The sequence below is a fragment of the Nocardia pseudovaccinii NBRC 100343 genome (assembly GCF_001613225.1).
Classification (GTDB): Bacteria; Actinomycetota; Actinomycetes; order Mycobacteriales; family Mycobacteriaceae; genus Nocardia; species Nocardia pseudovaccinii.
Genome location: NZ_BDBY01000361.1, coordinates 1 through 26,415 on the forward strand (window position 1 = coordinate 1; position 26,415 = coordinate 26,415).

32 protein-coding genes and 1 pseudogene are annotated in these 26,415 nt (G+C 64.9%); 13 read left to right on the forward strand and 20 right to left on the reverse strand.

What is annotated here, in order from left to right; all coding sequences use genetic code 11:
• Positions 1 to 449 (reverse strand): metal-dependent hydrolase (locus tag NP3_RS39115; protein ID WP_169814661.1); only part of this gene is annotated, 449 nt, incomplete at its 3' end.
• Positions 450 to 689: 240 nt separating this feature from the next.
• On the opposite strand from NP3_RS39115, the gene NP3_RS39120 reads away from it, so the two are divergent.
• A complete protein-coding gene (locus NP3_RS39120) occupies positions 690 to 2,087 on the forward strand; it encodes a WS/DGAT/MGAT family O-acyltransferase (protein ID WP_063046750.1) in 1,398 nt (465 codons plus the stop codon).
• Positions 2,088 to 2,140: 53 nt separating this feature from the next.
• Here NP3_RS39120 and NP3_RS39125 read toward each other — a convergent pair whose 3' ends face one another.
• Together NP3_RS39125 and NP3_RS39130 are read right to left on the reverse strand one after the other, a co-directional pair.
• Positions 2,141 to 3,049 (reverse strand): alpha/beta fold hydrolase, encoded by a 909-nt coding sequence (locus NP3_RS39125; protein ID WP_157124848.1) that lies wholly within the window; start codon positions 3,047 to 3,049, stop codon positions 2,141 to 2,143.
• A gap of 63 nt (positions 3,050 to 3,112) precedes the next feature.
• Positions 3,113 to 3,571, reverse strand: a complete 459-nt coding sequence (locus NP3_RS39130; RefSeq protein WP_063046751.1) for a MaoC family dehydratase — start codon at positions 3,569 to 3,571, stop codon at positions 3,113 to 3,115.
• Between the two features lie 108 nt (positions 3,572 to 3,679).
• Between NP3_RS39130 and NP3_RS39135 the strand changes: the two genes are divergently transcribed.
• Positions 3,680 to 4,423, forward strand: coding sequence for a glucose 1-dehydrogenase (locus tag NP3_RS39135; RefSeq protein WP_063046752.1), 744 nt, complete (start codon positions 3,680 to 3,682; stop codon positions 4,421 to 4,423).
• A 96-nt stretch (positions 4,424 to 4,519) separates the two neighbouring features.
• Here the strand turns inward: NP3_RS39135 and NP3_RS39140 are convergent, their stop codons facing one another.
• From NP3_RS39140 to NP3_RS39155, 4 genes are read right to left on the reverse strand one after another with little or no spacing between them, the layout of a single operon-like run.
• Positions 4,520 to 4,744, reverse strand: a complete 225-nt coding sequence (locus NP3_RS39140) for a hypothetical protein (protein ID WP_157124849.1) — start codon at positions 4,742 to 4,744, stop codon at positions 4,520 to 4,522.
• The gene (locus NP3_RS39145; RefSeq protein WP_063046754.1) at positions 4,741 to 5,070 is read right to left on the reverse strand and encodes a hypothetical protein; all 330 of its coding nucleotides are present in this window, start codon (positions 5,068 to 5,070) and stop codon (positions 4,741 to 4,743) included. The genes NP3_RS39140 and NP3_RS39145 overlap by 4 nt, the downstream gene beginning before the upstream one ends.
• Positions 5,071 to 5,076: 6 nt before the next feature.
• Positions 5,077 to 5,415, reverse strand: coding sequence for a hypothetical protein (locus NP3_RS39150; RefSeq protein WP_063046755.1), 339 nt, complete (start codon positions 5,413 to 5,415; stop codon positions 5,077 to 5,079).
• Positions 5,415 to 5,765 carry a hypothetical protein gene (locus tag NP3_RS39155; protein ID WP_063046756.1) on the reverse strand — a complete coding sequence of 117 codons (351 nt, stop codon included), beginning with the start codon at positions 5,763 to 5,765 and terminating at the stop codon, positions 5,415 to 5,417. The genes NP3_RS39150 and NP3_RS39155 overlap by 1 nt, the downstream gene beginning before the upstream one ends.
• Before the next feature lie 323 nt (positions 5,766 to 6,088).
• On the opposite strand from NP3_RS39155, the gene NP3_RS39160 reads away from it, so the two are divergent.
• From NP3_RS39160 to NP3_RS39180, 5 genes are all read left to right on the forward strand, one after another.
• Positions 6,089 to 6,979, forward strand: coding sequence for a helix-turn-helix domain-containing protein (locus NP3_RS39160; protein WP_063046757.1), 891 nt, complete (start codon positions 6,089 to 6,091; stop codon positions 6,977 to 6,979).
• Positions 6,976 to 7,185, forward strand: coding sequence for a DUF397 domain-containing protein (locus NP3_RS39165; RefSeq protein WP_063046758.1), 210 nt, complete (start codon positions 6,976 to 6,978; stop codon positions 7,183 to 7,185). The genes NP3_RS39160 and NP3_RS39165 overlap by 4 nt, the downstream gene beginning before the upstream one ends.
• Before the next feature lie 48 nt (positions 7,186 to 7,233).
• A complete protein-coding gene (locus NP3_RS39170) occupies positions 7,234 to 7,443 on the forward strand; it encodes a DUF397 domain-containing protein (RefSeq protein ID WP_063046793.1) in 210 nt (69 codons plus the stop codon).
• 45 nt (positions 7,444 to 7,488) lie between these two features.
• Entirely contained in the window at positions 7,489 to 7,698 is a 210-nt protein-coding gene (locus tag NP3_RS39175) for a DUF397 domain-containing protein (RefSeq protein WP_063046759.1), read from the forward strand.
• A gap of 501 nt (positions 7,699 to 8,199) precedes the next feature.
• Positions 8,200 to 8,445 (forward strand): hypothetical protein, encoded by a 246-nt coding sequence (locus NP3_RS39180; protein ID WP_063046760.1) that lies wholly within the window; start codon positions 8,200 to 8,202, stop codon positions 8,443 to 8,445.
• A 114-nt stretch (positions 8,446 to 8,559) separates the two neighbouring features.
• Here the strand turns inward: NP3_RS39180 and NP3_RS48575 are convergent, their stop codons facing one another.
• Complete coding sequence (locus NP3_RS48575) at positions 8,560 to 8,697, reverse strand: hypothetical protein (protein WP_157124850.1); 138 nt, start codon at positions 8,695 to 8,697, stop codon at positions 8,560 to 8,562.
• A gap of 60 nt (positions 8,698 to 8,757) precedes the next feature.
• On the opposite strand from NP3_RS48575, the gene NP3_RS39185 reads away from it, so the two are divergent.
• Complete coding sequence (locus tag NP3_RS39185) at positions 8,758 to 9,612, forward strand: SDR family oxidoreductase (protein ID WP_063046794.1); 855 nt, start codon at positions 8,758 to 8,760, stop codon at positions 9,610 to 9,612.
• A gap of 96 nt (positions 9,613 to 9,708) precedes the next feature.
• Positions 9,709 to 10,035: pseudogene (locus tag NP3_RS50950) on the forward strand (anthrone oxygenase family protein); the annotation flags it as partial.
• A gap of 26 nt (positions 10,036 to 10,061) precedes the next feature.
• Here the strand turns inward: NP3_RS50950 and NP3_RS39190 are convergent.
• From NP3_RS39190 to NP3_RS39210, 5 genes are all read right to left on the reverse strand, one after another.
• The gene (locus NP3_RS39190; protein WP_084509555.1) at positions 10,062 to 10,742 is read right to left on the reverse strand and encodes a TetR/AcrR family transcriptional regulator; all 681 of its coding nucleotides are present in this window, start codon (positions 10,740 to 10,742) and stop codon (positions 10,062 to 10,064) included.
• Positions 10,739 to 13,003 carry an MMPL family transporter gene (locus NP3_RS39195; RefSeq protein WP_063046762.1) on the reverse strand — a complete coding sequence of 755 codons (2,265 nt, stop codon included), beginning with the start codon at positions 13,001 to 13,003 and terminating at the stop codon, positions 10,739 to 10,741. Before NP3_RS39195 ends, NP3_RS39190 begins: the two co-directional genes overlap by 4 nt.
• Positions 13,004 to 13,119: 116 nt before the next feature.
• A complete protein-coding gene (locus tag NP3_RS39200; protein ID WP_063046763.1) occupies positions 13,120 to 13,917 on the reverse strand; it encodes an N-acetylmuramoyl-L-alanine amidase in 798 nt (265 codons plus the stop codon).
• Between the two features lie 38 nt (positions 13,918 to 13,955).
• Complete coding sequence (locus NP3_RS39205) at positions 13,956 to 14,759, reverse strand: hypothetical protein (RefSeq protein ID WP_063046764.1); 804 nt, start codon at positions 14,757 to 14,759, stop codon at positions 13,956 to 13,958.
• A 105-nt stretch (positions 14,760 to 14,864) separates the two neighbouring features.
• On the reverse strand, positions 14,865 to 15,494 hold the full coding sequence (locus NP3_RS39210) for a LysE/ArgO family amino acid transporter (protein WP_063046765.1): 630 nt from the start codon (positions 15,492 to 15,494) through the stop codon (positions 14,865 to 14,867).
• 65 nt (positions 15,495 to 15,559) lie between these two features.
• On the opposite strand from NP3_RS39210, the gene NP3_RS39215 reads away from it, so the two are divergent.
• Positions 15,560 to 16,453 (forward strand): LysR family transcriptional regulator ArgP, encoded by an 894-nt coding sequence (locus NP3_RS39215; protein WP_063046766.1) that lies wholly within the window; start codon positions 15,560 to 15,562, stop codon positions 16,451 to 16,453.
• Here NP3_RS39215 and NP3_RS39220 read toward each other — a convergent pair.
• The 6 genes from NP3_RS39220 to NP3_RS39240 form a co-directional block, all read right to left on the reverse strand.
• A complete protein-coding gene (locus NP3_RS39220) occupies positions 16,433 to 17,662 on the reverse strand; it encodes a cytochrome P450 (protein ID WP_063046767.1) in 1,230 nt (409 codons plus the stop codon). The two genes, NP3_RS39215 and NP3_RS39220, sit on opposite strands and share 21 nt — an antisense overlap.
• 110 nt (positions 17,663 to 17,772) lie before the next feature.
• A complete protein-coding gene (locus tag NP3_RS48580) occupies positions 17,773 to 17,931 on the reverse strand; it encodes a hypothetical protein (protein WP_157124851.1) in 159 nt (52 codons plus the stop codon).
• Complete coding sequence (locus NP3_RS39225; RefSeq protein WP_063046768.1) at positions 17,928 to 19,364, reverse strand: amidase; 1,437 nt, start codon at positions 19,362 to 19,364, stop codon at positions 17,928 to 17,930. The genes NP3_RS48580 and NP3_RS39225 overlap by 4 nt, the downstream gene beginning before the upstream one ends.
• A 79-nt stretch (positions 19,365 to 19,443) precedes the next feature.
• Positions 19,444 to 19,872 carry a MerR family transcriptional regulator gene (locus tag NP3_RS39230; protein ID WP_063825036.1) on the reverse strand — a complete coding sequence of 143 codons (429 nt, stop codon included), beginning with the start codon at positions 19,870 to 19,872 and terminating at the stop codon, positions 19,444 to 19,446.
• Between the two features lie 24 nt (positions 19,873 to 19,896).
• On the reverse strand, positions 19,897 to 20,913 hold the full coding sequence (locus NP3_RS39235; protein WP_063046769.1) for an NADP-dependent oxidoreductase: 1,017 nt from the start codon (positions 20,911 to 20,913) through the stop codon (positions 19,897 to 19,899).
• A gap of 102 nt (positions 20,914 to 21,015) precedes the next feature.
• Positions 21,016 to 21,978: an EamA family transporter gene (locus NP3_RS39240; protein ID WP_063046770.1), complete on the reverse strand. Its 963-nt coding sequence runs from the start codon at positions 21,976 to 21,978 to the stop codon at positions 21,016 to 21,018.
• Positions 21,979 to 22,017: 39 nt separating this feature from the next.
• Here NP3_RS39240 and NP3_RS39245 point away from each other — a divergent pair, with 39 nt between their 5' ends.
• The 3 genes from NP3_RS39245 to NP3_RS50955 all read left to right on the forward strand — a co-directional run bounded on the left by NP3_RS39245 (position 22,018) and on the right by NP3_RS50955 (position 24,336).
• The gene (locus NP3_RS39245) at positions 22,018 to 22,548 is read left to right on the forward strand and encodes a CGNR zinc finger domain-containing protein (protein ID WP_063046771.1); all 531 of its coding nucleotides are present in this window, start codon (positions 22,018 to 22,020) and stop codon (positions 22,546 to 22,548) included.
• A gap of 84 nt (positions 22,549 to 22,632) precedes the next feature.
• Positions 22,633 to 23,838 carry a lipase family protein gene (locus NP3_RS39250; RefSeq protein WP_063046772.1) on the forward strand — a complete coding sequence of 402 codons (1,206 nt, stop codon included), beginning with the start codon at positions 22,633 to 22,635 and terminating at the stop codon, positions 23,836 to 23,838.
• Between the two features lie 432 nt (positions 23,839 to 24,270).
• On the forward strand, positions 24,271 to 24,336 hold the full coding sequence (locus NP3_RS50955; protein ID WP_245721294.1) for a DUF2510 domain-containing protein: 66 nt from the start codon (positions 24,271 to 24,273) through the stop codon (positions 24,334 to 24,336).
• A 185-nt stretch (positions 24,337 to 24,521) separates the two neighbouring features.
• Here the strand turns inward: NP3_RS50955 and NP3_RS39260 are convergent, their stop codons facing one another.
• The gene (locus NP3_RS39260; RefSeq protein ID WP_245721295.1) at positions 24,522 to 26,384 is read right to left on the reverse strand and encodes an APC family permease; all 1,863 of its coding nucleotides are present in this window, start codon (positions 26,382 to 26,384) and stop codon (positions 24,522 to 24,524) included.
• Between the last annotated feature and the right edge of the window lie 31 nt (positions 26,385 to 26,415).

Consider the following 26,415-nt stretch of genomic DNA (forward strand, 5'->3'; position numbering starts at 1 on the left):
AAATGCTCCAGGCAGGCGATGAATGCCAGGCGCTCCACCATGACCTGCCGCTGGGCGACACCATCGACGTTCTTGGGCCCGAGCGACTTGCGGAACAGGTATTCCGCCTGCCGCACATACGGTTCCGGATCGATGCCGTTCGCGGCGAGCACCTCGTGCAGCACCTTGTCATGCGTCACGGCGTGCATGGATTCCTGACCGATGAAGCCGAGCATGGCCTCGCGCAGCTTCTCGTCTTTGACGTAGGGCAGCGCTTCGGAGTACGCGGCGCAGAACATCCGCTCACCCTCGGGCAGCAACAGGTTCAAGGCATTGATCAGATGCGAGGCGATGGGTTCCGCGGGCATCCAGTGCAATGGGGTATCCGCCCAGTCGAACCGCACATTGCGCGCGTTGAGGGCAACCTCACCGGGATCGGCGTCCTGGCGCACCCTACGAAGTAGCTTCATCGATACTCCTCGATCTCACCCGCCGCGCCACAGCTCGAAAAGAGCCACGACCCGCGACGTTGCGTACCTTCCTTCATGGCCGTAGCAATGATCATACACATATATGAAACCCTTGGTTACACACATGTCTGGCCAGCGCGAACGGCGCCGAAAAGCCCGCTTGACAATAGAAAGCTCCGCTGTGACCGAGATCCCTGCGATCCGGCAGTAAACTAGAACACGTTCTAGTAGGCTTTGGCTATGGAGCGCCTTACCGGATTGGATGCCAGCTTCCTGTACCTCGAGACCGGGACCCAGCATCTGCACGTCTGTGCACTGCTGATCCTGGATCCCGCCGCAGGGGGCGCGCACTACACCTTCGAAAAATTCAAAGCAGAACTCGGCCGCAGGTTACCGCTGATCCCACAGATGCGGCGGCGAATCCACGAGGTGCCGTTCAACCTCGATCATCCGGTCTGGGTGGAAGACCCGGATTTCGATCTGGACCACCACATCCGACGAATCGAAACGCCGCGCCCACTGGAACGCCGGGAACTCGCGGACCTGGTCGGCGAGATCGCCAGTGTGCCGATGGACCGCAGCCGTCCGCTGTGGGAGATGAGCGTGGTGGAGCACCTGACGGACGGCAAACTGGCGGTGATCTGCAAGTACCACCACGCCGCCGTGGACGGCATTACCGGCGCCAACATGATGATGCATCTGTGCGATCTGGAGCCAGGTCTCAGCGAGCCCGAACCGGCCGAGGAGTGGCATGCCGAGCCGCAGCCCAGTGACTTGAAGCTGGCGGCCGAGGCGGTGCTGAACCTGCCCAACAAGCTCGGCCTGGTCGGCATGGTGCCGAAAACCCTTGGCATGGTTGCCGGTTTCGCACAGCGACGTCGAAATAATCAGGGGGGCATGGCTTTACCGTTGACCGCACCACGAACCCCCTTCAACGGCGCGATCAGCTCGGATCGCGTGGTGGCCTGTGCCGAGACCGAGCTCGGCGCGATCAAGGAGATCAAGACCGCCTTCGATGTGAAGGTCAACGATGTCGTCCTGACCATCGTGGCGGGCGTGCTGCGCACCTATCTGGAGAAGCACGACGAGCTGCCGGACAAATCCCTGATCGCCTCCGTGCCCGTGTCGGTGCACGACGCTTCCCGGCACACCGCGGGCATCAACAAGGTCTCCTCGCTGTTCTGTCAGCTCGGCACCGATATCGCCGATCCGGTGGAGCGCCTGCGGCAGGTGGCCGAGGCCAACCGCGACGCCAAACAGGAACACGAATTCGTCGGCGCGGACTTCCTGATGGACTGGTCGAAGTACGCTCCGCCGAACACCTTTCAGTTGGCCGCGCGCGTCTACTCGTCGCTGAAGCTGGCCGAGCTGCATCCGGTGGTGCACAACCTGGTGGTATCGAATGTTCCTGGCCCGCCGATGCCGTTGTATTTCCTCGGACTTCAGGTCGAGGCCATGTATCCGTTCGGGCCGGTTTTCCACGGCGCGGGACTGACCGTGACCGTGCTGTCCAACAACGGTGATCTGGACTTCGGATTCATCGCCTGCCGGGAACTGGTGCCCGATCTGCAGGCGATCGCCGATGCGGTCCCCGGCGTCGTCGATGAATTGCTGACCGCGGCACGCGATCTGGGCTGATGCCCTCCGCCGCCCTGTTCGCCATCGCCGCCGGACAGGGCCGCATTCGAAGTCTATTTCCGCCTTGCGGCAACGGCGGCGCAGGCCTGCAGCAGTACCGGCACGAAGCGGTCGGCCTCGAGCACGCAGGATGCGTGACCGGCCTTGACCAGATGAATGCTCGCACCGGGAATCATGGTCGCCATCTCCAATTGCCGATAGACCGGAATCGCACGGTCCCGCGTCGTGATCACGACGGCGGTCGGCATCCTCAGCTCGGAAAGCCAAGCGGTCGCATCGAATCGGCCGACCTCGGCGATGACCTGTGCCATGGCCCAACCGCTGCTGCTGCGAAATTCGGTGAGCGCCCAGCGATTCAGTTTTCCCGGTGCCCAGGTGTGCTCCGGCAACTCGGGTAACCGACCCACGTACTCGGCGGCACGGCGGTACGAATAAGGGCCGATTGCTCCGGCCAATGCGCCGAAGGTCAGATGAAATGCGCGCTCGCGCAACTTCTCCTGGAACCGATAGGGCGTCGCACACGGCACCAGACCACTCACCCGATCCGAATGCCGGTGTGCGGCAAGCAATGCCACGACACCGCCGAGGGAGTATCCGGCCAGCATCGCCCGCTCGATGCCGAGCGCGTCCGCCACCGCGACGACGTCGTCGGCACAGTCCTCTACCGAGAACCGCTCCGAGCGGATACCGCGGCCGTGCCAGCGCTGATCGAAGACGATCACGCGGTAGCGCTCGGCCAGCGCGTCGAGCGCCGGAAACCAGGTCAGGTAGCCCGTGCAGGCGGTGGCGTGCAGCAGAATCAGGGTCGGTGCGCCATCGGGGCCCGGAATATCGACGACGTAGGTGCGCCCGCGCCCCGGCAGCTCGACGAGCCGACCGCCGGGCACCTGCGCGATATCGGGCACCCCCGAACGCCGGGAGAACCGCCGCATGGCCACCACCGCGGGATTCGGATTCGTCATCGTCGGCCTCCTCGCGCGGCACTATTAGAACGTGTTCTACATCGATGATGCCATAGGCGCTGTTCAGGCGAGGGCGCGGACGATGTATTCCGCGATGCAGGCGGGCTTATCGCCGCCTTCACGTTCGATGGTCGCCTGGATGACGATCTGCAGGCCGCCGGGTACCTCGTCGACGCTCACGATCCGGGCGTGGCCCCGGATGCGGGAACCGGCGGGCACGGGCGAGGGGAAGCGGACCTTGTTCAGGCCGTAGTTGAGGCGCGCCGAGGCGTCCTTGATGGCGATCAGGTCGGCCATCAGCGGCGGGAGCAGCGAGAGAGTGAGGTAGCCGTGTGCGATGGTGGTGCCGTACGGGCCGGTGGCGGCACGCTCGGTATCGATGTGGATCCACTGCCGGTCCTCGGTCGCCTCGGCGAAGGCGTCGATGCGATCCTGCGGGACCTCGATCCAGCGGCTCACGCCGAGATCTGTACCCGCTGCGGTGCGCAGTGATTCCATGCTGAAGACGGTCGGTTCACTCATGGATCGCACGGTAGCGCCGAGTCCCACTGGTCGATACCGAGGCGCGATGCGACCGGCAATTATCAGTAACGTGTTTCTGCAAGTCGACGAGATCGAGAGGAGGCCGCGATGGGGCGGTTGACCGACAAGGTGGCACTGATCAGCGGCGGTGCGCGGGGCATGGGCGCCGCGCACGCGCGGGCACTGGTGGCCGAGGACGCGCGGGTGATGCTCGGCGACATCCTCGACAAGGAGGGCGCGGCCCTGGCCAAGGAAATCGGCGACAACGCCGCGTATGTCCACCTCGACGTGCGCGAGAAGCAGCAGTGGCAGGATGCGGTCGCCGAGGCCGTGCAGCGCTTCGGAGCGCTGAATGTCCTGGTGAACAATGCCGGGATCGTCAATGGCAACCTGCTCGTCGACTTCGAATTGTCCGAGTGGCAGAAGATCATCGATATCAATCTGACCGGCACCTTCCTCGGCATGCAGGCTGCTACACCGGCAATGATCGAGGCAGGCGGCGGTTCGGTCGTCAATATCTCCTCGGTCGAGGGGATGCGCGGCAGCCCCGGCCTGCACGGGTACACCGCCACCAAATTCGCGGTCCGTGGACTCACCAAGTCGACCGCACTCGAGTTGGCGCAGTATGGAATTCGGGTGAATTCGATCCATCCAGGGATGATCCGCACACCGATGACCGACGGCATTCCGGAGGACTTCCTACAGATCCCGCTGGGACGCGCCGCCGATCCGTCCGAGGTGTCGGCACTGGTGACCTATCTGGCCAGCGATGAGTCGTCCTATTCGACGGGCGCCGAATTCGTCATCGATGGCGGTCTGACCGTAGGAGTTCCGCACAAGACGTTCTCCTGATCGCTGCCGTGCGTGCGGGCTAGCTCCCTCAGCCAACCGATCGCCCTGGGATCACCGGACTTGCCCGACTCGGCCGCAGGTCGATGCCGAGTTCCGTCAGCGCTTGCTGTCGTCGCGCGGACAGCCGTCCGGTTCGGTGATCCGGGCGGCGTGCTCGAATACATGCACCGAGCCGCATCCCGTCGCCCGTGATGCGCCGGGTGGAAACACCGACATGTTGTGATGCTCGGGGAAGGCACGCAGTGCGGCGATGACGTTGTCCCACTGGGATTCTCGCCGGAGGCCGTCGTCCGCGGTGTCGCGTGATCGCCCATGGTTCACCAGGGTCTCCCCCACAGTCGGTGGCGGCGTGCGGAATCGGGGCGGATACGTCCCGCTTCGACCAATGCGTCGAATGCGGCGTGCTTGCGGGCGCAGTCGTGGTCGCGGTGCAGTTGCATCGCGAGATGGGCGTCGGCCAGTGTGAATGGGGGTTCGGGCGGGCCGCACGTCCATGCCTTCGGCCATTCGATCGGACGTAGACGGCCCGCGGCGGGCCGATGGCGTCGCGGCCTGTCGACCGGCCACACGCAGCCCACCCCGACCATGGCGAACGCGCCGCCTCCGATGACCGCGAGCACACTGTGCACCACTTGCCATGCGCCCATGGTTGTTCACCGCCCGCGATCCTCGCCCGGGTGGATCGGCGGTAGCGCTAGTTGGGTGAGCCCGTCGAGCACCTGCTGGAACGTCTGGAGTCCGGGCGTACCGATGGGCAGGCAGCGCTCGATGGTCTCGGCCGGAAAAGCGATGCCGCGCCGGTGGGCGCGCTCGCGCGGGCTCAACGCCTGCGGCGCGATCCGGCCGTGCCGTACGAGCGTGTAGTAGGCGGCCCACTTCCACGCGCACCGCTCGATCCGGCACGCGCGGTGTCGCCGCATCTGCTGGTGCGCCAACTCCACCTCGGCGCGGCCGCAGATGGTGGGCGGGGTGAGGATCGTGTCGTCGGCCATCAGGCTGCTCCCCGTTCGACGCCGGACCTGGAGCGCATCCAGATACCTTGCGGGCAAACGGTTTCCAGATCGAAACCCGCGTCGCAGATCAATGCGGGCCGACAGCCGACGTGCTCGAGGTCGAAGACAACGATCACCTCGATTTCGAGACCGGCCGCCATCGCGAGTACATATCCGATCGGATCGTCGATATCGCCCGGTGGCCGAACGGTGTAAATGTATTGGTAGCCAAGCATATTCGCGTGCCGCTGCACGTCGGAGGCGTGGCGTGGCGTATCCGGACCGGACACGTCATCGCGGACGAACCCGATGGCCTTCGGTTTGGCGCTGATGGTTTGCGTAGGTGTCATGGCTCCCCCGGAACCTGGTCGGTGTGCTGGATGTCGGCGTCCGGCGACAACGATCGCGGTATCCGCTCGCGGGAACTTCGAGCCGCGAGGCGGACAGCTGAAGTTGTTGTGGTCGGTGCAGATTGGCGCTGTTCTCGGTGCTCCAACCTGCGATGTCATCCGAACGTCGGGGCCAAGCACACCACGAGCGCTATGCTGAGACGAGCTTCCTGGGACTCCCAAAGAAAGTCGTCCCAAATCCGCAGGACATATCCCATTCGGGCGTGCAGCACGTGCCACATTCGAATCGCGACCATCCCAGATCTGCAGGAGGTGCAAGTACTTTGACCAGTGAAGATAATCCTTCAACCCTGCCCCGGCGACAGCTTGGGCGCTTCCTTCGCGAAACCCGCGAGGGGCAGGGACTATCCATCGACCAGGCCGCGAGGTTGGCCGAGCTGAGCAAGAGTGGGCTACATCGAATCGAAACCGCGCAGGTGGCGAAGGTCAAGATTCGCGAGATCAGAGCTCTGTGCGAAACGTACGGAGTCCCGCAGGACGAAACCAGCCGCGTGCTCAAACTCGCCGAACAGGCACAGGTCAAGAGTTGGCATACGGCATTCGACGGTCTCTACAGCGATTCCACATTCAATATGTACCTCGGGCTCGAAACCGCTGCGCGCCAGCTGATTGCGTACCATGAGATCGTCCCTGGCCTGTTGCAGACAGCCGACTACGCGCGTGCTCTGATCAGTTCGTTCTACCGCGACAGCAGCCCGGAAGACATCGACCGCCGGGTGGAGCTGCGATTGAAGCGGCAGGCCATCATCACCCGCAAGTCCGCCCCGGTGAAACTCGAACTGTTGCTTCACGAATCAGCTCTACACCGCGTCGTCGGCAACCCTCGCATCATGGCCGCACAGCTGCGACACCTGGCCGAGATCAGCAAACTGCCAAACGTCTCGATTCGGATCCACCCGTTCGCGAGCGGGTGCATGCAGGGACTGCTGCACGGCCCGTTCATGATCCTCGACTTCGGCACCGATTCCAAAGGCCTGACAGTGGAGCCACCGCTGGTCTATTTCGAAGGTGCCGGTAAGGCTGACCTATATCTCGAGAATGTGGACGATGTGCGGCGTTATGCTGAGCTTGCTACAGCCATCCGGAGTGCGTGCCTGGATGAAACGAGATCGCGTGACCTGCTCAGGCGGGCAGCAAGGAGTTATGCAGCGTGAATATCGACCTATCCGGGGCGAACTGGTTCAAGAGCAGCCACAGCAGCGGCCAAACCGAATGCGTCGAGGTCGCGTGGCTCGATGAGGGCAGCGTCGGCGTTCGCGACTCGAAGAACCCGACCGGCCCAGCGCTGATCTTCGCCCCGGGCGAATGGGATGCCTTCACCACTGGCATCACGGACGGAGAATTCCAGCGCCCTGCCTGACCGGCACAACGCGAGACCTGCTCGAGCGAGCAGCAAGGAGTGGTCAGCGTGAACACCGAACTATCTGAAGTGAATTGGTTCAAGAGCAGCCACAGCAGCGGCCAGACCGACTGCGTCGAAGTGGCGTGGCTCGATGGGGGCAGGGTGGGCGTTCGTGACTCGAAGAACCCCACCGGTCCAGCGCTGAACTTCGCCCCGGGCGAATGGGATGCCCTCACCACTGGCATCACGGACGGAGAATTCCAGCGCCCTGCCTGACCAGGCCTCAACGCGAGCTCGAGCGAGCAGCAAGGAGTCGTCAGCGTGAACACCGAACTATCTGAAGTGAATTGGTTCAAGAGCAGCTACAGCGGCGGCCAGACCGACTGCGTCGAGGTGGCGTGGCTCGATGGAGGCGGAGTCGGCGTTCGTGACACGAAGAACCCCACCGGCCCAGCGCTGATCTTCGCCCCGGGCGAATGGGATGCCTTCACGGCTGGCGTCACCAACGGAGAGTTCAACCGCCCCGCCTGAGCCGGGCAAAACCGAAGACCACAAAGCGGCCCCGCGCGACCATGACGTCGACGCGGGGCCGTTGCTATTGTCACGGCAGGCCATCCTGCACAACAGATTTGCTGGCATGAAAGTCGCGAATACCACCGAGCCGATGGCACTTCAGCGCGGATTGCCGCGTCGCCCACCCTTGAGCCCCCTCATCCTCTGCTTGCGATCGTTCAGCCGCACTGGCCTCGACCAGTTCGTCTGTGGAGGATTTGAGAGTTCTTGCTGTTGACCGAGGCCGGGTCGTCGTACGGTCGGCGAGCTCACGACCGCGCCAGCGCTCACGACTCGCCTCCGGGCTCCTCCGCGGCGGTCGGCATGACTGAATCCCCATAAGTCCCAATAATGTTGACATCACATGCTGTTGACATCACGCGATGTCGATTATTAGCCTTTTATGACATTCCCCCGTGTGCGCGCGTCGGCGCGGCTCCGCGTACACCGTCGGCATGTCTAGCCTTTCGAGGAGGACGCATGAGGTTCGGGCAGGCAGCACAATCGGTGGTGCTGAGCATTCTTCGTCCCGGCGGCCTGCTGTCGGCGGTTCAGATCCAGCGACAGGCACAGCTGACGGGGTGGAGCACCCGCAGTGCGCTGTCGCGGCTGCGTGCACGCGGCCTGGTCGTCGCCATTTCGCACAGCGGGTGCTGGCAGATCAGCGAACGCGGACGCGCGACGACGACGGCACGAAGTGCGTCGCGACTGGCCTCCAGCCGCTGATACTCACTGACGCTCGCCGCGCAGCCGTACGCTGTTCGCCTCGCGGAGTTCGACTGAGTATCCGGTCCGCAGACCTGAAGTCCTGAGCGGTCGTGTAATTCCGTTCCAGCCGATTCACCGCACGGAAACCCCGATACGGTCTCGCAGCGCCGACCACACCATGCCCGGCTTCGGGCGCCGGTCCAGCAGTTCGGACGCGGCATCCGCTCGGACGCGCAGCTGCGGCTCGATGTTACGGAAGTCATATCGCATGACACTCCAATCAATCTAGTATGAGATTCATACGATATGATTTCCAAAGATGGAGTGGTCATGATCCTTGTCACCGGAGCCACCGGAACCGTCGGCCGTCCGCTCGTCGAACTGCTTGCCGCACAAGGAGTTCAAGTACGCGCCGTCACCCGGTCCCCCGAAAATGTCGAGCTGCCCGCCGGTGTCGAGGTCGTGGGCGGCGATCCGGCCTGGCCGGACACCCTTGCCGACGCCCTCGACGGTGCGTCCGCGGCATTCCTACACCCACGCGCCGTCGGCGATGCGGCCTTCGCATTCGCGGAACTGGCTGGTAAGCGTGGTGTGCGGCGGCTCGTCGCCCTCTCGGCCATCAATATCGACGACCCGCTCGCCGCACAGCCGTCCCGATTCCGCGGCGACCGGAACAGGGAGGCCGAGCAGGCGGTGGTGGACAGCGGTCTGGAGTGGGTGAGCCTGCGTGCCAGCAGCTTTGCGGTCAATGTGCTGCAGAGCGGGTGGAATGCGCAGATCCGAGCGGGTGATGTGGTGCGTGGACCCTATGCCGAATTCGCCGAGAGTCCGCTGCACGAAGGGGATATCGCGGCGGTCGTGGCGCATGCCCTCCTGACCGACGATCTGGTCAACAGACGAGTGGAATTGACCGGGCCGCAATCACTTAGCCATGCGGATATGGTTCGGATCATCGGCGAGGTCATCGGCAGGCCGCTGCGCTATGAGGAAGTTCCCGCCGCTGTGGTTCGACAAGGCATGGTGGCGCGCGGCTTTCCCGAGGATTTCGTCGACTCCCTGCTCACCCGCTACGCCGATGGCGTCGGCCAACCCGCACCGCTCACCGACAATGTCGAGAAAACACTAGGCCGCACAAGAACTTTCGCCGAGTGGGCCGCCGATAACGCTGCCACGTTCCGGAATTGAGTGCGGAACATGCGCACAATCACCAATTTCGCCGCCCAGATATTCAGCGGAATCTTCGCCGGATTCCTGATCGCCGTCCTCGTCCTCGAACTATCGATGCGTGACGCCACCTCCGCCGTCTACACCCAGGTCAGGCAGATCGAACTGGAATGGCTCGACGTCCTCGCCACCGTCACCCTGCTACCCGCCCTGATCGCCACCGCCCTCATCATCGTGGCCCGCTTCCGCGACCGCGGTGCGGCCCACTGGCTCCCGATCATCGCGTTCGCACTGCTCGCGGGCGTCCTGATCCTGACGATCATCGTGAACCTACCGATCAATGCCGACCAACGCGACTGGATCGTCACCATGCCGCCCAGCGACTGGGCAACCATCCGTGATCGTTGGCAGCTCTCACATGCGCTCCGCACAGTAGCCGCCACTCTCGCCTTCGCGGCGCTGAGCGCGGCTCAGGGCACCCGACGGTTCGCCACCACCCACTCGGCAACCGCGTCGGGAGACACGTCTTCGCCGAGCACATTATCGATGACGACCCGCCCGACACAGATCGAGCGCAGTACCCGATCGGTGAATGCCTCCACATCTCCCCACGGCAGATAGGGTTTCGCGATCAGCAGCGAGGCGACGCCGTGCGCGGCCGACCACAACTCCAAGACGACCGGCACCGGGTCACCCGGCGTGACCACGCCGAGGTTCATGCACTCGGTGACGGTCGCCGCGAGATGGGCGAAGGCACTGCTGCTCAACACCTGGTCGACCGCGCCCGCCGTCTCGCCGGGCGTCATGGCCAAGCGGTACTGCTTCGGGTGCTCCCTGGCGAAGCGGACATATGCCAGACCCTGCTGACGCAGACGCTCCATCGGCGAGTCGCTCGGATCGGATGCGGCCAGCATTTCCGCGTCCAGATCTTCGAAGACCTGGGCCACCACCGACTCGATCAGCTGATCCTTATCCGCGAAATGGCGGTAGATCGATGGCGGGGTGACACCGACAATCTTGGCGATCTCCCGGATGGAAACCGCGTCGACGTGACCGGCATCAGCCAGCAGCTTCTTTGTGGCGTCGAGTATTTCGGCGCGTAGCTCCGCACCGGAGCCACGTGCCGAACGCTTCCTGCGGGTAGAAGTCACGCTCGTCCGGCTAGTTGGTGTTTTTCGGATTCGGTTGTGCCCGGAGCGGTTTCGCCCTCACTCAGGCCGATCTTGGCGTGCAGCCGGGCGAGCGGCGCTGGCGCCCACCAGTTCGCGGTGCCGAGCAGCCGCATGAGTGCGGGCGCGAGCAGACCGCGGATCAGCGTTGCGTCCGCGAGCACCGTCAACGTCAGCCCCAGGCCCGTCATCTGGATGAACGATACCTTCGACGTGACCATCGCGGCCATCACGATGGCCATCAATAGTGCGGCCGCGGTGAAGATCCGGCCGGTGCGCGCGACACCCAGGGCCACCGCGCGAGTGTTGTCCGCGGCGGTCTGTCCCGAGGCCAGCCACTCCTCGCGAATGCGCGAGAGCAGGAATACCTCATAGTCCATGGACATTCCGAAGGCGAGGCAGAACATCAGGATCGGCATGGTCGGAACCAGATATCCGGTCGCGCTGTTGCCGAAAACGCTGGACAAGTGTCCGTCCTGGAAGATCCAGACCATCGCTCCGAACGCGGCGGTCAGCGAAAGCGTATTGAGGGCAAGAGCTTTCAGCGGTAGCAGCATACTACCGGTGAACAGGAACAGCACTACGAATGAGGTGAGCGCGATCAGCCCAGCGGCCAGTGGCAGTCGCGCACCGAGTGCGTCGAGGGAGTCGCGGTTGATCGCGGCGCTGCCGCCGAAGAGCGCCGGTCCCGGGCTCGGGACATCGCGAAGCCGGTCCAGTTGCGTCTTGCCCGCGGAGGTGAAGGGATCGACTGTCGTCGCGACAGTGAAGAATGCGCCGGTATCGTTCGTCATCTGGGGCGATCCCGGCGCCACCTTCAGTCCGCCTGCGTATAGGCCGGAACCCGAGAGCACTCCGGACACGCCTTCCACCTTCGACAGCGCGGCGGCGTAGTCGCCGATGGCGGCCGGGCTTCCGTGGTAGTCGTCGAGCACCACGGTGGCATTGGTCGCGGCATTGGATTGGAAGTCCGAACGCAGGGCGTCGCCGACCGTGCGACTGGAGGCGGAGGCGCCCGCATTGAGCACTCGATCGTCCGGATAGCCGAATTTCACACCGAGGAACGGGGATCCGATCGCCAGCATCAGCACGATGATCGCGATAGCGACCGGTGCGGCATGGCGCATCACCCACTGGACTGTGCGGTACCAGAAGGTCTGCTCGGGTGTGCGCTGGGCGTGCGGATCCCAGCCGAACAAGCGCCCCAACGGCTTTCGCAGATCCAGTGCATTCACTCGATGTCCGAGCACCATCAACACCGCGGGCAGGATCAAGATCGACGCGGCGGCGGCCGCGGCGACCACCGCGACTCCCGCGTAGGCGAAGGATTGCAGGAAGTACAGATTGAACACGCCCAGCGCGGCCACCGACAGCGCGACAGTCAGTGCGGAATACAGCACCGTGCGTCCCGCGGTCTGCACCGCGCGCACCACCGCAGCCTCGACATCGAGTCCATTGCCGAGTTCCTCGCGGAAGCGGCTGACGATGAACAGGCTGTAGTCGATCGCGAGGGCAAGACCCATTGCCGTGGTCAAGTTCAGCGCGTAGATCGACACATCGGTGAAGACCGTGAGGGCGCGCAGGATCGCCAGGGTGGTCAAGATCGCGAAGATCCCGACGGCCAGCGGCAGGAAGGCCGCGACCAAGCTGCCGAAGACCAGGATCAGCACGATGAACGACAGCGGGATCGCCACACTCTCGGCGACCGCGAGATCGTGGGTGATCTGCTCGTTCGATTCGTGGTAGAGGGAGCTGAGGCCGCCCTGATAGACGCTGACGCCGTCGCTGGTGCCGGTGACCTCTTCGGCGATCGCACCGGCGGCCTTTTGGGCCATGGACTCCTCGCCGGTGATGTAGCCGAGCACCAGTGCGCTCTTACCGTCCTTGCTGCGCAACACGGATGCGAACGACTGCGGAGCGCTCCAATAGGACTGGATGCCGATCACATCGCCGCGCGAGCGCAGGGTGTCGACCACCTTCGCGCCCGCGGCCTTGGCAGCCGGGCTGTCCGCACCGGCATCATCGCGAACCAGCAGGATGAGATTGGGTTCCGCGCCACCGAAGTTATCGGCGATCAGCTTGGCGACCTGCGACGATTCGGCATCGTCCGGGGTGAAACCGCCGGTCTTCATGTGCGAGATCACCGTGGCGCCGAATGCGCCGCAGAGTACTGCCAATAGCGCGGCGGCGAGCAGGATCGTCCGCGGATGCCTGGTGGCCAGATGTGCGATCCGTACGAGCATGAGCGACTCCCCTAGTTCGACCACCCTTGGGTAACAGCGTTAGCGTAACGCCGTTAACTCAGTGTCGATAGGGGCGCACAGCTAACAAATAGTGATCCCGATCACGGTTTAGGCAACTACCCGAGGAAGGCGACGATCGCATTGGCGATGGCGTCCGCGTACCTCGCCCGACCGTCGGGCGATTCGATCAGCGCGGCGTCACCCGGATCGCGCATATTTCCACACTCGACCAATGCGACCGGACGTTCGGACAGGTTGAGACCCGCCAGATCCGCGCGCGGGTTCATGCCATCGGAGCCGACGTAGGTCGACGGGACGAAGCCGGACCCGATCATGGTGTCGCGCAATGTCGTTGCCAGTCGCTGCGACGGCTCGTGCTGGGCCGGGTTCAGTGGCGGCGACGAGTACGCGACGTGGAAGCCGTGTGCGCCCGCGGCGGCGCCGTCGGCATGGATCGAGACGACAGCCGCTGCGCCACTGCGGTTTCCGATGGCGGCGCGTTCGTCGACACACGGACCGACGCCCGCATCGTCGTCGCGAGTCAGCACGACGCGAATTCCGCGGGCGGCCAAGGCATCCCGGACCCGGATGGCGACATCCCAGTTGAATTCGTGTTCGGTGTAGCCATCGGTGGCCGACGTGCCGGTGGTGTTGCACGCTTTGGTCTTTCCGCGACCGTCCGGCACCTGACGGTTGATCTCGCCGGGCTGCGCGGCATTGCCGCCGTTGTGGCCGGGATCGATGACCACCACGCGGTCATCGGCGATGAAGCGCGGCGGGGACGTCGCCGGTTCGTCGCCGACCTGCGGCGCCGTGGTGCGCGCCGATGAACCCGATGCGTCGTGCGCGCATCCGCCGAGCAACATGCCCCACGCGCAGATCGCGGCGGTCGTCTTCCAGCTTCGCAATCGCATGACATCGACACTGCCACAGGCTTGCGGCTGGTTCACGGCTAGCGGAAGGCCAGTGCGCCGAGCGTATCCGCGTGCCGGTACTGCAGATACTTCTTGACCGTGTCGGCAGGGACGGCCGCATTGGCGGTGGCCACCGTGACCACGACGAACTCCTTCTCGGTCCCGTCGCGCCATTTTCCGGTGGCGAAATTGTCGATGTAGGTGCCCGGTCGCAGGTGCAGGTCCTCGTCGGTGAACTTGCCGAGCGCGGCGGTGGCCTGGCCATCGCTCGACATCGCCATGACGAATTGCGTGATCTTCAGCCCGCCGCTCTCGGCCCGGTACACCATTTCGGCGGCGTACTCGCAGCCCAGGCCGCTGAGCTTGCCGTTCACCTCGAAATCGCGGCAGTTGGCGTGGTCGCGGCCCTCGACCCAGTCGGCGTGCAGTTCCACGCTGTCGAACTTGAAATTCCAGTCATGGGCGAAGTCGCTGTAGGTGAGCTTGCCCGCGGACGGCTGGCCCGGACGCGGCGTTGCCGTGGTCGTTCGCGGGGTGCTCGTGCGCGGCGCGCTCGTCGCCGGGACGACGGTGGCGGTGGCCTCCGAGGCCTGCGTTCGGTCCTTATCTCGCGCGGTGATGGCGACCAGCCCGACGCCGACCACGGCGAGCACCGCGACCAGCCCGAGCACCACCGCGACGAGCACACCGGTCTTCGATTTCGGCGGCGGGCCCGGTGTAGGCGCGCTGGGATACCCCATCGGGTAGCCCGTCTGCGCCCAGCCCTGCTGAGCCGGATAGTCCACCGGTTGCCCCCACGGCGCCGGATCCTGCCGCGGCTGCTCCCCGTATGGATAATTCACGGCCTGCCCACCTCTCCCGCCGGGGCGGCGACCCCCACCCTGCTTCGGCCGAACCAGTCAGGTACTGATCGCGAGCCGATCCCCCAGCGTTGCAGTTATGCCAGCTTAGCCGGTGAGTAATAGGCCCAGCGCAAGGCCGAACATCACGGCCGCGATCACCGAATCGAGCACGCGCCAGGCGACCGGGCGGGCGAACAGCGGGCCGAGTTTGCGGGCGCCGTAGCCGAGCGAGGCGAACCAGATGATGCTGGCGGCCATCGCGCCCGCGCCGAGGAACCAGCGGTCCGGACTGGCATAGGTATTGGCGAAGGAGCCGAGCAGCAGCACCGTGTCCAGGTAGACGTGCGGATTGAGCCAGGTCAGGGCCAGGCAGGTGAGAACGGTCGCGCCGAGCGCGACGGTGGCGCCGGTGGACTCGGCGGTCAGGCTCGATGACGCGAAGGCGCGGCGGGCGGCGACAATGCCGTAGCCGAGTAGAAATGCGGCTCCGGCGTAGCGGATCACCGTCAACAGCACGGGTGCGGATTCGACCACGACACCCAGCCCGCCGACTCCCGCGGCGATCAGCACGATGTCCGACACGGTGCAGACCGCGACTACCGCCAGCACATGCTGACCACGCAGACCTTGTCGCAGGACGAAAGCGTTCTGCGCGCCGATCGCCACGATCAAAGAGAGTCCGAAGCCGAGTCCCGAGATGGCCGCCAGGGCCGCTGATGATGCCGTCACATGCATCGACGCTAGATCCGCAGCTGTGACCAGACCAGCTAAAGATTCTGAAGTACCTTTACGATTTCTTAATGGACTTGCAGCTCGATCAGCTCCGCGCGCTCAATGCGGCGGTCACCGAGGGCACCTTCGATGCGGCTGCGCGCAGTCTGCGCGTGACGCCTTCGGCGATCAGTCAACGCATCAAGGCACTCGAGGATGCGGCCGGTCGCATATTGCTGCAGCGCACAAAACCGGTGCGGCCCACCGAATCCGGGCTCGCGGTGCTGCGGTTGGCGCGGCAGATCGAACTACTCGCCGGAGATGCCGCACGCGAACTCGGCGATACCGATCGACCCGCGGATCGGCCGATCCGGGTGCCGATCGCGGTCAATGCCGATTCGCTGGAAACATGGGTGATGCCCGCGCTGCGGCAGGCGCCCACCGGTGTGTGTTTCGAGATACATCGTGAAGACGAGGAGCATACGACTCGACTGCTGCGCGACGGGACGGTGATGGCCGCGATCACCGCCACCGCGGCGGCGGTGCAGGGATGCCGGGTGGAGCGGCTCGGCGCGATGCGCTATCGGCCCATGGCGAATCCACGGTTCGCGCGGACCTGGTTCGCGAATGGGCCTACCGCGCAGGCGTATTCCGTTGCGCCGGTTGTGCTTTTCGATCGCAAGGATGATCTGCAGGATCGACATCTGCGGCGGCGGTGTGGGCAGCCGGTGGATCCGCCGCGGCATTATGTGCCGTCGGCGGCGGGGTACGCGGAGGCGGTTCGGATCGGGCTGGGGTGGGGGATGCTGCCGGATCTGCAGACTCGGGGTAGTCGGGCCTTCGTGCCCATCGATGGGGATTCGTATATCGATGTGCCACTTTATTGGCAGCAGTGGAAGGTCGAGTCGCCTGCGCTCAGTGGGGTTGCCGGTGCTATTGCGGCTGCTGCGGCCGAGGCGCTGTCAGATGCTCCACGGCGGTGACTTCGGGAATGTCACTGGCAGGGCGGTCAGTGCGCGGTGGAACGGGCCCGGACGCCAGGTGAGGGCTGCCGCCGGGGTGGCGAGTCCGAGTTCCGGTATCGCATCGAGCAATTGGTCGATCGCGTCTTGAGCTATCAAGTACGCCATGGAGTTCGCGGTGCAGGCGTGCGGGCCCGCGCTCCATGCCAGATGTGAGCGGTTGCCGGTGTGCTCGCCGACGATTTCGGGATCGTTGTTGCAGGCCGCCATGCTGATGAGGACGGGTTGGTGTGGGGGCAGCCACATTTCGTCGATCAGGATGGGCTGTCGCGGATAGGTGATGCAGTAGTTCGCCAGCGGTGGATCGGTGAACAGCACCCGGTCCAGCGCGTCGCGGGTGGACAGGCTGCCGCCGAGCATATTGTCGGCGACGCGCTCGTCGGTGAGCATCAGCAGCAAGGTGTTGGCGATCAGATTCTGGGCCGGTTCGATGCCCGCGCCGTAGAGGAGCATCACATGTTCGAGCACCTCGAGATCGTCCAGGCCGACGGGGTGTTGAAGTAGTCGGGTCGTGATGTCGTCGCCGGGTTCGGCCTTCTTGAGCGCGATCAGCTCGGTCAGCGCCTCGTGTACCAGCTCATTTCCCTTGGCGGCGTTGACCGTATCCAACATCGCCGCCAGGCCGAGTGCGGTGCGGCCCCCGATTTCGGGCGGACAGCCGAGGACGGCATTGATCGCGGTGAAGGCGAGTGGCAGTGCGTACTGGCTGATCAAATCGGCCGATCCGGTCGTGCAGAACGCGTTGATCAGCGGGATGGCGATCTCGGCGACCGTGGTGTGCAGTGCGTGCAGGTCGACCGCCTCGATGGCCGCGTTCACGGCCTCCCGATAGCGGGCGTGCACCGCGCCGTTGCTGTGTAAAACGCTTGGGCGCCAATCCATCATCGGTAGGACCGGACAGTCCGGCGGAACGTCCTTCTGCCAGATACGCGGATCGCGCGGAAAGTGCTCGGGATCGTGCAGAATTCGCACAGCGGCGCGATAGCCGATCACCAGGGTCGCAGGGGTGTCGGGAGCCAGATCCACCGGCACCAGCGAACCGTACTTGCGGCGCATCTCCCGATATGCGCGATGTGGGTCGGCGGCGAACTCCGGGGTGTACAGCGGAGCGCGTTCACCACCGGTATCGAAGGGCGAGCCGTGCGGAACGGGAGACTGCTGGGTGGTCACGAATCAAACTCCAAACGGTGGAACAATCGACGGGCATGCCGCCTACGTCGAAAACCGCGGAGGTAGAGCCGAATTCGCCGCCCCACCCCTGCGGCGTACTCGATGCCGAATCAGTTCGGCTGTTTTCCCCGGTACGGCACATAGCCGCCACTGGGATCGATATATCGGGCCTCGTCGACCGATTGCAGCAGACCTGTCATCCCCTGCAGGAGTTGCTCCAACATGGCAATCGCCGCGTTCTCCTCCGCGGAGGCGGGCCAAGAACTCATGGCAATACCTTTCGGCTCAGCGTGGGGGTCAGGCGGTGGTGATCGGTGCGGCACTGAAAGGCGTCACCCGCGCGCAGCACGGATGCCTCGTCGAAATGCTTGCCACTGATCGACATCGACAGGGGAACACCGTCGGCGGTGAGCCCGATCGGTACCGCGATGGTGGGGTTGCCGAGCGCATTCCAGTACGGCGTATGCAATCCGGCCAGAACGCTCACCGGATTCAGCTGCTCCATGGCATCGATACGTGGGGCGCCGAGGTGGCCGGTCGGGGTCGCCACCAGGTCGACCTCGGTGAGCAGCTCTGCCATCTTGCGCTGCGCGACATGTCGAACCCTTTGGGCCTGAACATAATCCGCACCGGACACCGTGGTGCCCGCGGCGAAGACGACGCGGCTGCCGCGGGCGTAATCGTGGTATCGGGAGCGCAGGGTCGGTCGGTGGTATGCCGCCGACTCGGCGGCCAAGACGATCAAAGTCGTGGCCGTTGCCTCGACGTACATCGGCACCTCGACGGGGACTATGGCCGCGCCCGCGGCGCGCAGGGCATCGATGGCGGCCGAGAATCGTTGTGGCTGTTGCGGATCGTGCCCGTCGCCGACGAAGCGGTCGAGATTGTCGACGCCGATGGTGATTCCGTGCAGGTCACCGGTGAGCGCGGCCGTGTAGTCGGCGACGGGTTCGGTCGAACTGTAGGGATCTTCGGCATCGTGACCGGCCAATACCTCCAGCAGCAAGGCGCAGTCGGCCGCCGTGCGAGCCAAGGGGCCCGCATGGTCGAGTGTGTAGGCCAGTGGCACCACACCGGATTTCGGCACCCGGCCGAATGTCGGCTTGAATCCGGTGATGCCGCAGAAGGCTGCCGGAATGCGCAGGCTGCCGCTCGTATCGGTGCCGACCGCACCCAGAAAAGCCCCGGTCAAAAGCCCACTGGCCGAACCAGAGCTGGATCCGCCCGCCCACCGCTGCGCGTCCCACGGATTCCGCGGTATCGGAAAGGGCTTCTCGGGATCCGGGACACCGATGGCGAATTCCATCGTGGTGGTCTTTCCGACCACGATGCCACCGGCCTGCTCCAGCCGCCGCACGACCGCGGCGTCCCCGGCCGACTTCGCCCATGCCGGGTCGAGCACCGAACTCTGCGCCGTGGTCGGCCCGGCCGAGTGCGCGAAAATATCCTTGACGCCAAGGGGAATCCCATCCAGTGGCGCGAGCGCCTCCCCCTCCGCAATCTTGCGATCAACCCCGGCGGCCTGCGCCCGCGCCCGGTCCTCGAACCGGGCCAGGAACACCCCGAGCGTCTCGTCGTGCGCATCTGCGGCCGCCAGCGCCCCTTCCACTAGCTCGGCCGCACTGACTTCCCCGCGCCGCAGCCCCGCCCGCGCGTCTGCGATCGTGGTGAATGCCGTTGCTGTCGAATCAGTTTCAGTCATCCCATCCCCATTCGTGGCACCCCGATCCTGCCATGCCGATCCCGTCCGCGGGCGAATTCGGAACACTTCCCCTTCACAGTCACAATCGATCCGGGGCCGCGCTATTCCTGGTCGGGATTTCGTCGTGCTGGGCGGTCGGGGCGTCGCCTGCGAGCCAGGGCATGCGGTCGAGCAGCCGGTCCCGCAGTTCCGTCAACCGCGTGATGCGCTCGTTCAACTCGGCAACTCGTGGCGGTCCGACGGCCGCGTACCCGGTCGCGCAGCGCGGTTCGAAGGGAAATACGGCGGGCAGGTCGAGGTCCAGGTAGGGCAGGAAGGCCCGGACATCGTCGACGGTGAAACCGATGTCGAGCAATTCGCGAATGTTGTTCACCTGTTTGATCGCGTTTTCGTCGTAGGTGCGGTACCCCGAGGTAGTGCGCTCGCAGGTGAGCAGGCCCTGCTCTTCGTAGAAGCGCAGGGCGCGGGTGGTCGTTCCGGTGCGCGCCGCGAGTTCACCGATCAGCATCTCGTTTCCCTTCCGTCGGTAGGGTCAACGCGCGAGTCGTACGACCACCTTCCCGGTGTAGTGGCCGCGGACCAGATCGAGCAACGCACGCGGCGCGTTCTCCAGCCCGTCGACGACGGTCTCGGTTTGCACGAGTTGCCCATCGGCAATCCAGCGCCGTAACCGTTGCCCGAATTCCGCCGCCAGATCCAGATGGTCGAGCATGGTGAAGCCACGCAGCGTGATCCGCTTGCCGATCACCGGCAGCAGATCTCCGGGACCTTCGTCGGGCAGACCGCCGGACCGCTGCCGAGTGAGAGCGCCGCAGAGCGCGATGCGTCCGCCCACATTCATCACCTCGATCGCCGCCCGCAACTGAGCACCACCCACATTGTCGAAATACACGTCGATTCCGTTCGGCACGACCGCTCGCAACTGCTCGGCCAGGGGTGCGTCGTGGTAGTCGAACGCAGCGTCGAAGCCGAGCTCGCCGATGACATGGCGCACCTTCTCCGCCGAGCCTGCGCTACCGACGACCCGGCCCGCGCCGAGCAACCGCGCGATCTGGCCTGCCATGCCACCGGTGGCGCCCGCCGCGCTGGAAACGAAGACGGTATCCCCGGCACGCAGACCCGCCACGGCCGTCAGGCCCGCGTAGGCGACCAGCCCGAATCCGAGATAGCTGGACGGTGAGGGGTACGCGCCCGGATCCACGACCCGGATCGCGCTCGCCTCGGCCATCGCGTACTCGCGCCAGCCGAGCCGGTGCAGCACCAGCGCGCCCTCCGGAACATTCGGATCCGCGGAGGCGACGACCTCGCCGATCGCGTCGCCGAACATCGTGGCGCCAACGGCGAACGGCGGCATGGGAATTCCCGGATAGGCGCCGATCTGCATGAGCATCCCGGGATCGATCGACATGTACATATTCCGCACCAGCACCTGTCCCCGCGCCGGATCGGGCACCGGCTGCTCGACTAGTCGGAAGTCGGATAATTCCGGAAATCCGTCCGGTCGTGCGGAAAGCTGGACAGCCCGTGCGGTTCGCGTCGTAACAGTCATGGGAGCGACGCTAGAGATTGACGTTTACGTGAAGGTCAAGCCCGTGGGTTGACCTCGCCGGTTGCGGCAGATGTGGTTACAGCTCGAGCCTGTGCGGCCGCATCACCGTTCCTGTCGGCTCGAGGCGGGGGCCTGCGGGGCGGTTTCGCCGCGGCGGACGGTGATTACTCCGGTGAGAATCAGGGCGCCGCCGAGGAGTTGGAGCGGGCGGGGAGATTCACCGAGGAGGACCCAGGCGAAGGCCAGGGCGGCCAGGACTTCGAAGAGTGCTACGAACGAGGCGAGGCGGGAGCCGAGGAGTCGGGTGGCGGCGATGCCGGAGACGTAGGCGAGGGCGGCGGTGATCGTGCCGAGCGCGAGGACTGGGAGCCACCAGGAGACGGTGAGGTGTTGGAAGACAACCGGATCGGTGGTGGCATGGAGGGGGACGATGCCGATCGCGCCTGCCGCGAGGAGAGCGAGTCCGCCGAGGAGGAGGCCTCCGGCGGCGAGTACGGTGCCGGGCAGAGTGCCGTCGCCGTGGGCGGAGAGCAGGAAGTAGGCGGCGGCGCCGATCATGGCGGCGAGGGCCCAGGCGATGCCGATGCCGCTGGCGGCCAGGCCGGAGCGCAGGTCGATGACCAGGACCAGGCCGGTCATGCCGAGCAATGCGCCGAGAACCGTTGCCGTGCTGGGTCGTTGGCTCTGACGCAGCCACAGCCAACCCACCACGGCGACCGGTGCGGTGTACTCGATGAGCAGTGCCACGCCGACCTGCATATGGGCAACGGCGTTGAAGTAGGCGAGTTGGGTACCGGCCACGGCGAGCAGTCCGTACGCGGTGATCAAAGACGCGTTGCGGCGCAACAGATCCCAGTTACCGCGCAACTGCACCACCGCGATCGGAACCAGCACAGCGGCAGCGAGCAGCACCCGGACCGCCACCACGGATGCGGAGCTCCAGCCCGCATTCATCAAGCTGCGAGCCAGCGATCCCGATAGCCCGAACGAGGACGCTGACACCACCGCGCAGAGCAACCCGGTGCGTAGGCGCTGCGCGGTGTTGTCATGAGTCATCGTAGCCATGACTAATGACGCTAAGGTCAGGTGAGGTAATATGTCAACATGGCCTTTGCTCATGACACTGAGGCGGCCCTGGTTGCCGCGGTGGAGCTGGTGAACTCGGCGGAGGAGCCGGATACCTTGACCGAGATCGGCCAGCTCGACGAGTTTTTCGTCAAGCACGTCTACACCGGCGTGCACTCCGGCGACGCCGCCGAGCTCACTGCGGTGCGCGCCTTGCGTACGCCGCTACGCCGCATGCTGACCAGCGATCGCGACACGACGGTGCGGCTGATCAACGAGACGCTGGCGACGCATCGAGCCCTGCCGCAACTGGTCCGCCACGGCGATGTCGACTACCACATCCACGCGGTGCCCGCGCAGGCTCCGCTGCCCGTTCGCATCGCCGTCGAGACCGCTATGGCAATGATCGATCTGGTCCGCTCCGACGAGCTGAGTCGGCTATCCCGGTGCGCTGACGAGGACTGCGAGGGCCTGGTTCTCGACCTGTCCCGCAATAGATCGCGCCGCTACTGCAGCACGGCCTGTGGAAATCGCAATGCTGTCGCCGCCTACCGCGCCAGGAAGAAGTGAATCCCGGTCAGTGGAAGCGCTCTTTCGGCGCGAGAGTTTCGTACTACCTTGCTGACACTGAATTCTCCCCAGAGAAGGTGTGTCATGCGGTTTCTGGTGCTCATCGTCGGAACCATCTGTGCACTCGCGGGCTCGCCAACGGTGCATGCGGAACCAGCCACATCCGAATCGACTGCAACGCAGCAGGACTCGTTCTACCAAGCGCCCGCGTCGCTGTCGGCATTCGAACCCGGCGCAATCGTGGCGGCCAGGCCGGTAGAACTCGCCGTTCCCGGCTTACCGGCGGATACCCGGACATGGCAGATTTCCTTCCGTAGCAACGACTCTCACGAACAGCCGATTCTGGGGGTTACCACCCTTCTCGTTCCCACAACGCCATGGCCGGGCCCGGATCCAAGGCCCGCGGTCTCGGTCCAGTTCGCCGAGGATGCCGTAGCCGAGCAATGCGCGCCCTCACGCACTATGCAGAGTGGCTCCGGCATCGGATTGCAAGCCAACGAAACATCGGTTCCCGTTGCGTTGTTACACCGGGGCTGGGCGGTCACGGTGCCGGACCACGAGGGGCCCAGGGCGGCATTCTCGGCGGGCTTCTCCGGCGGTCACATCGTGCTCGACGGCATCCGAGCGGCCAGACAATTCGAGCCCGGAGGTCTCACCGCGGCAACTCCCTGGGGACTGACCGGCTATTCCGGTGGTGCGGCCATCTCGGGGTGGGCAGCACAGTTGCAGCCGTCCTATGCACCCGAACTCCCCCTCGTCGGGGCCACACTGGGCGGCATACCGTCGGACCTGATGCTGCTCAGCCGATTCAACGGTGCGGGCCCGGCCAGCCCACTGGTGATCGCAACGCTGGCGGGTATCGATGCCGAGTATCCCGAGGCCGGTATCGCGTCTTTGCTCAATCCTCGAGGCACACAGGTGTTCTCACAGATCCGGCAGATGTGCACCGAGCAATCGCTGACCAGTCTCGCGTTCACCAACCTCCGTAGCCTGTCGGCCATACCGGACCTCCTCGGCGATCCACGCGTCGCTGATGTCCTGGCGCGCAATACACTCGGCCGATTCGTACCACGCGTCCCGATCTACAGCTTCCACGGCGTTCTCGACGAAATCGTGCCGGTGAGTCAAGCCGACGATATGACACGCCAGTGGTGCGCGGGCGGAGCGAGCGTACAGCTCGTCCGCGACGCCTGGCTCGACCACGTATTGGAAGGCCTTGTCCGCCAACAGGATGCGACTCAATACCTCGCGGATCGTTTCGCGGGAGCTCCGGCACCGAACGGATGCTGATCAGTTTCAGATCCAGACGAAATCCCAGGATTGCTCGACCCAGCTGATGATCTGAAGTCCGAAGAACGCAAGGCCGCCTGACCAGTCGAGCCCGGGTGCAGGTACGGAATCGACCAAAACAGCCCGACCATCGGGATCAGCGAGATGGGCGAATGCCGCACGCCTGGGCAGTCCCGACCGCCACGCCGAACCACTTATGGACAGGCGTTCACCATGGATTCGTGGCGGCATCGGCCGAGAAGCAACACAGCCAATGCATGATGATCATCTGTCCAGGGCAAACTCCCGTGGTGAGTGGGCGTACTACATACTGACCGCATGGGTGCTGTCAGTTTGTTGCACATCTTGATTCTGCTTGCGGTTGTGGCGGTGCCGGTGGTCATCGTGTTGATTGTGAAGTCCGGGTCGGGAGGGAGATCGCAGGCATCTGCGATGGCGCCGGGGTGGTATCCGGACCATGCGAATCCGAGGCTGGTGCGGTGGTTCGACGGGTATTAGTGGACGAATTACACGCAGCCGCGGCAATGATGGGGGCTAGTGCCGCGTCCAGCTAGCTTCTGAGGTAATCGAGGTCCGTCGAGCGCAGTCAGATGGCGGTGCTGCTTGGCGTGTCATGCCGCGTTTCGACTGCGCTCGGCGAGCGAGCCGGACCGGATGGTGCGGCAACCTATCTGGACGGGGCACTAGCTGTCGACGTGGACGTGGGGGCGGTCGGCGGGGTTCGGGACTGCGCGGCGGATGATTTCGCGGGTTACCGGGGCGACCTCGCCCTCACCGACGAAGAGGAACTTCAGGAGGTTGACCAGCGGGTTGCCTTCTGTCCATTCGAAATACACGTGCGGTTCCAGGCCGGTGCGGTCGCGGATGGCGAGCAGGATGGCGGCGATCGAGTTGGGGATGGCGGTGGCTTCGACGCTGAGGATGCGGTAGCCCTCGAGGTCGAGTCCGGTCACGCGCAGGTCGGTGCTGAAGTCTGAGGCGTCGCGGACGATGACCTCGAGGAACAGGATCGGGGCATCCGCGGGGATATGGCTCTCCAGGCGTTGATCCGCTTCCTTCTCCCGGTACTCCTCGGGCCTGCGCTGGTCGATGTCGTGGGTGACGATGCGGATCATGCCCTCGGCCGCGGCCTGGTCGATCATGCGGGCGGCGGTTTCATCGAAAGTCACCTCGATGGCCCGCAATTCGAAGGAGCGCCGGGCGCGCGAGACGAAAGACATGACGATGATCGTCAAGATGAACAGCGATGCCAACTGCACGCCCTCGGGGCGTTCGAAGATATTGGTGATGGTCGTGTAGACGAAGACCGCCGATATCGCGCCGAAGCCGATTACCTTGTTGCGCTCCCCCTTCCGCGCGGCCGACAACGTCACCGCGACCGCCGCGGAGGTGATGAGCACGAGCACACCGGTCGCATACGCACCGCCCTGCGCGTCGACATCGGCGTTGAAGTACCAGGTGATACCGAACGCGATCACCGCGAACACGAGCACCAGTGGCCGCACCGCACGGGCCCACTCCGGCGCCATTCCGTATCGAGGCAGGTAGCGCGGCACCAGATTCAACAGCCCCGCCATGGCCGACGCGCCCGCGAACCAGAGGATCGCGATGGTGCTCACGTCGTACACCGTGCCGAACATATCGCCGAGGTATTCGTGCGCTAGCCAGGCCAGCGCTCGACCGTTCGCGGACCCACCCGCTTCGAACTCCCGCTCGGGAATCAACACGACGGTGATGAAACTGGTCACTATGAGGAAGCTGCTCATGATCAGGGCGGAGGTGGTCAACAGCTTGCGCGCCCCGGCAATGCGAGCGGTCGGGTTTTCCTCGGAATCCCCTGGCGCACCCTTGATTTGCGGCATCACGGCGACACCGGTCTCGAATCCGGACAAGCCGAGCGCCAGCTTCGGGAAAACCAGCAGCGAGACGCCGATCATCGCCGCGACATTGCCGTGCTCGGCGGTCAGCGCGTGCGTCCAGTCGACGACCAGATCACCGGCGGTGAGCACGTGATACAAACCGACGACGGCGACAACGACATTCAGCGAGAGGTACGCTCCGACCAACGCGACCGCGATCTTGATGGCCTCGGCGAAACCCTTCAGGAAGATCGCCGCGAGCAATGCCAGCAGGGCGAGCGTGATGAGCAGGTTGTGATCGTGCAGACCCGCGGGCACATAAGGGTTTTCGACGATATGAGCGGCACCGTCGGCGGCCGAGAGCGTCATGGTGATGACGAAATCGGTTGCCGCGAAACCGAGCAGCACCAGGATGAAGATCTTGCCGGTCCAGCGCGGTAGGTGTTCGGTGAACATGGCCAGCGAGCCGCCGCCGTGCGGGCTCTCCCGCGCCACTCGCCGATACACCGGTAGCGCACCGAACAGCGTCAGCGCGACGAGCACCAGCGTGGCCAGCGGCGACAGCACACCGGCCGCGACGGCCGCGATGCCCGGCTGATAGCCGAGGGTCGAGAAGTAGTCGACACCGGTCAGGCACATCACCTGCCACCAGGACCGCTCGTGTTCGGCATCACCCGGCTTGCGCATGGGGCCCGCGTGCTGCGAGTAGCGCTCATCG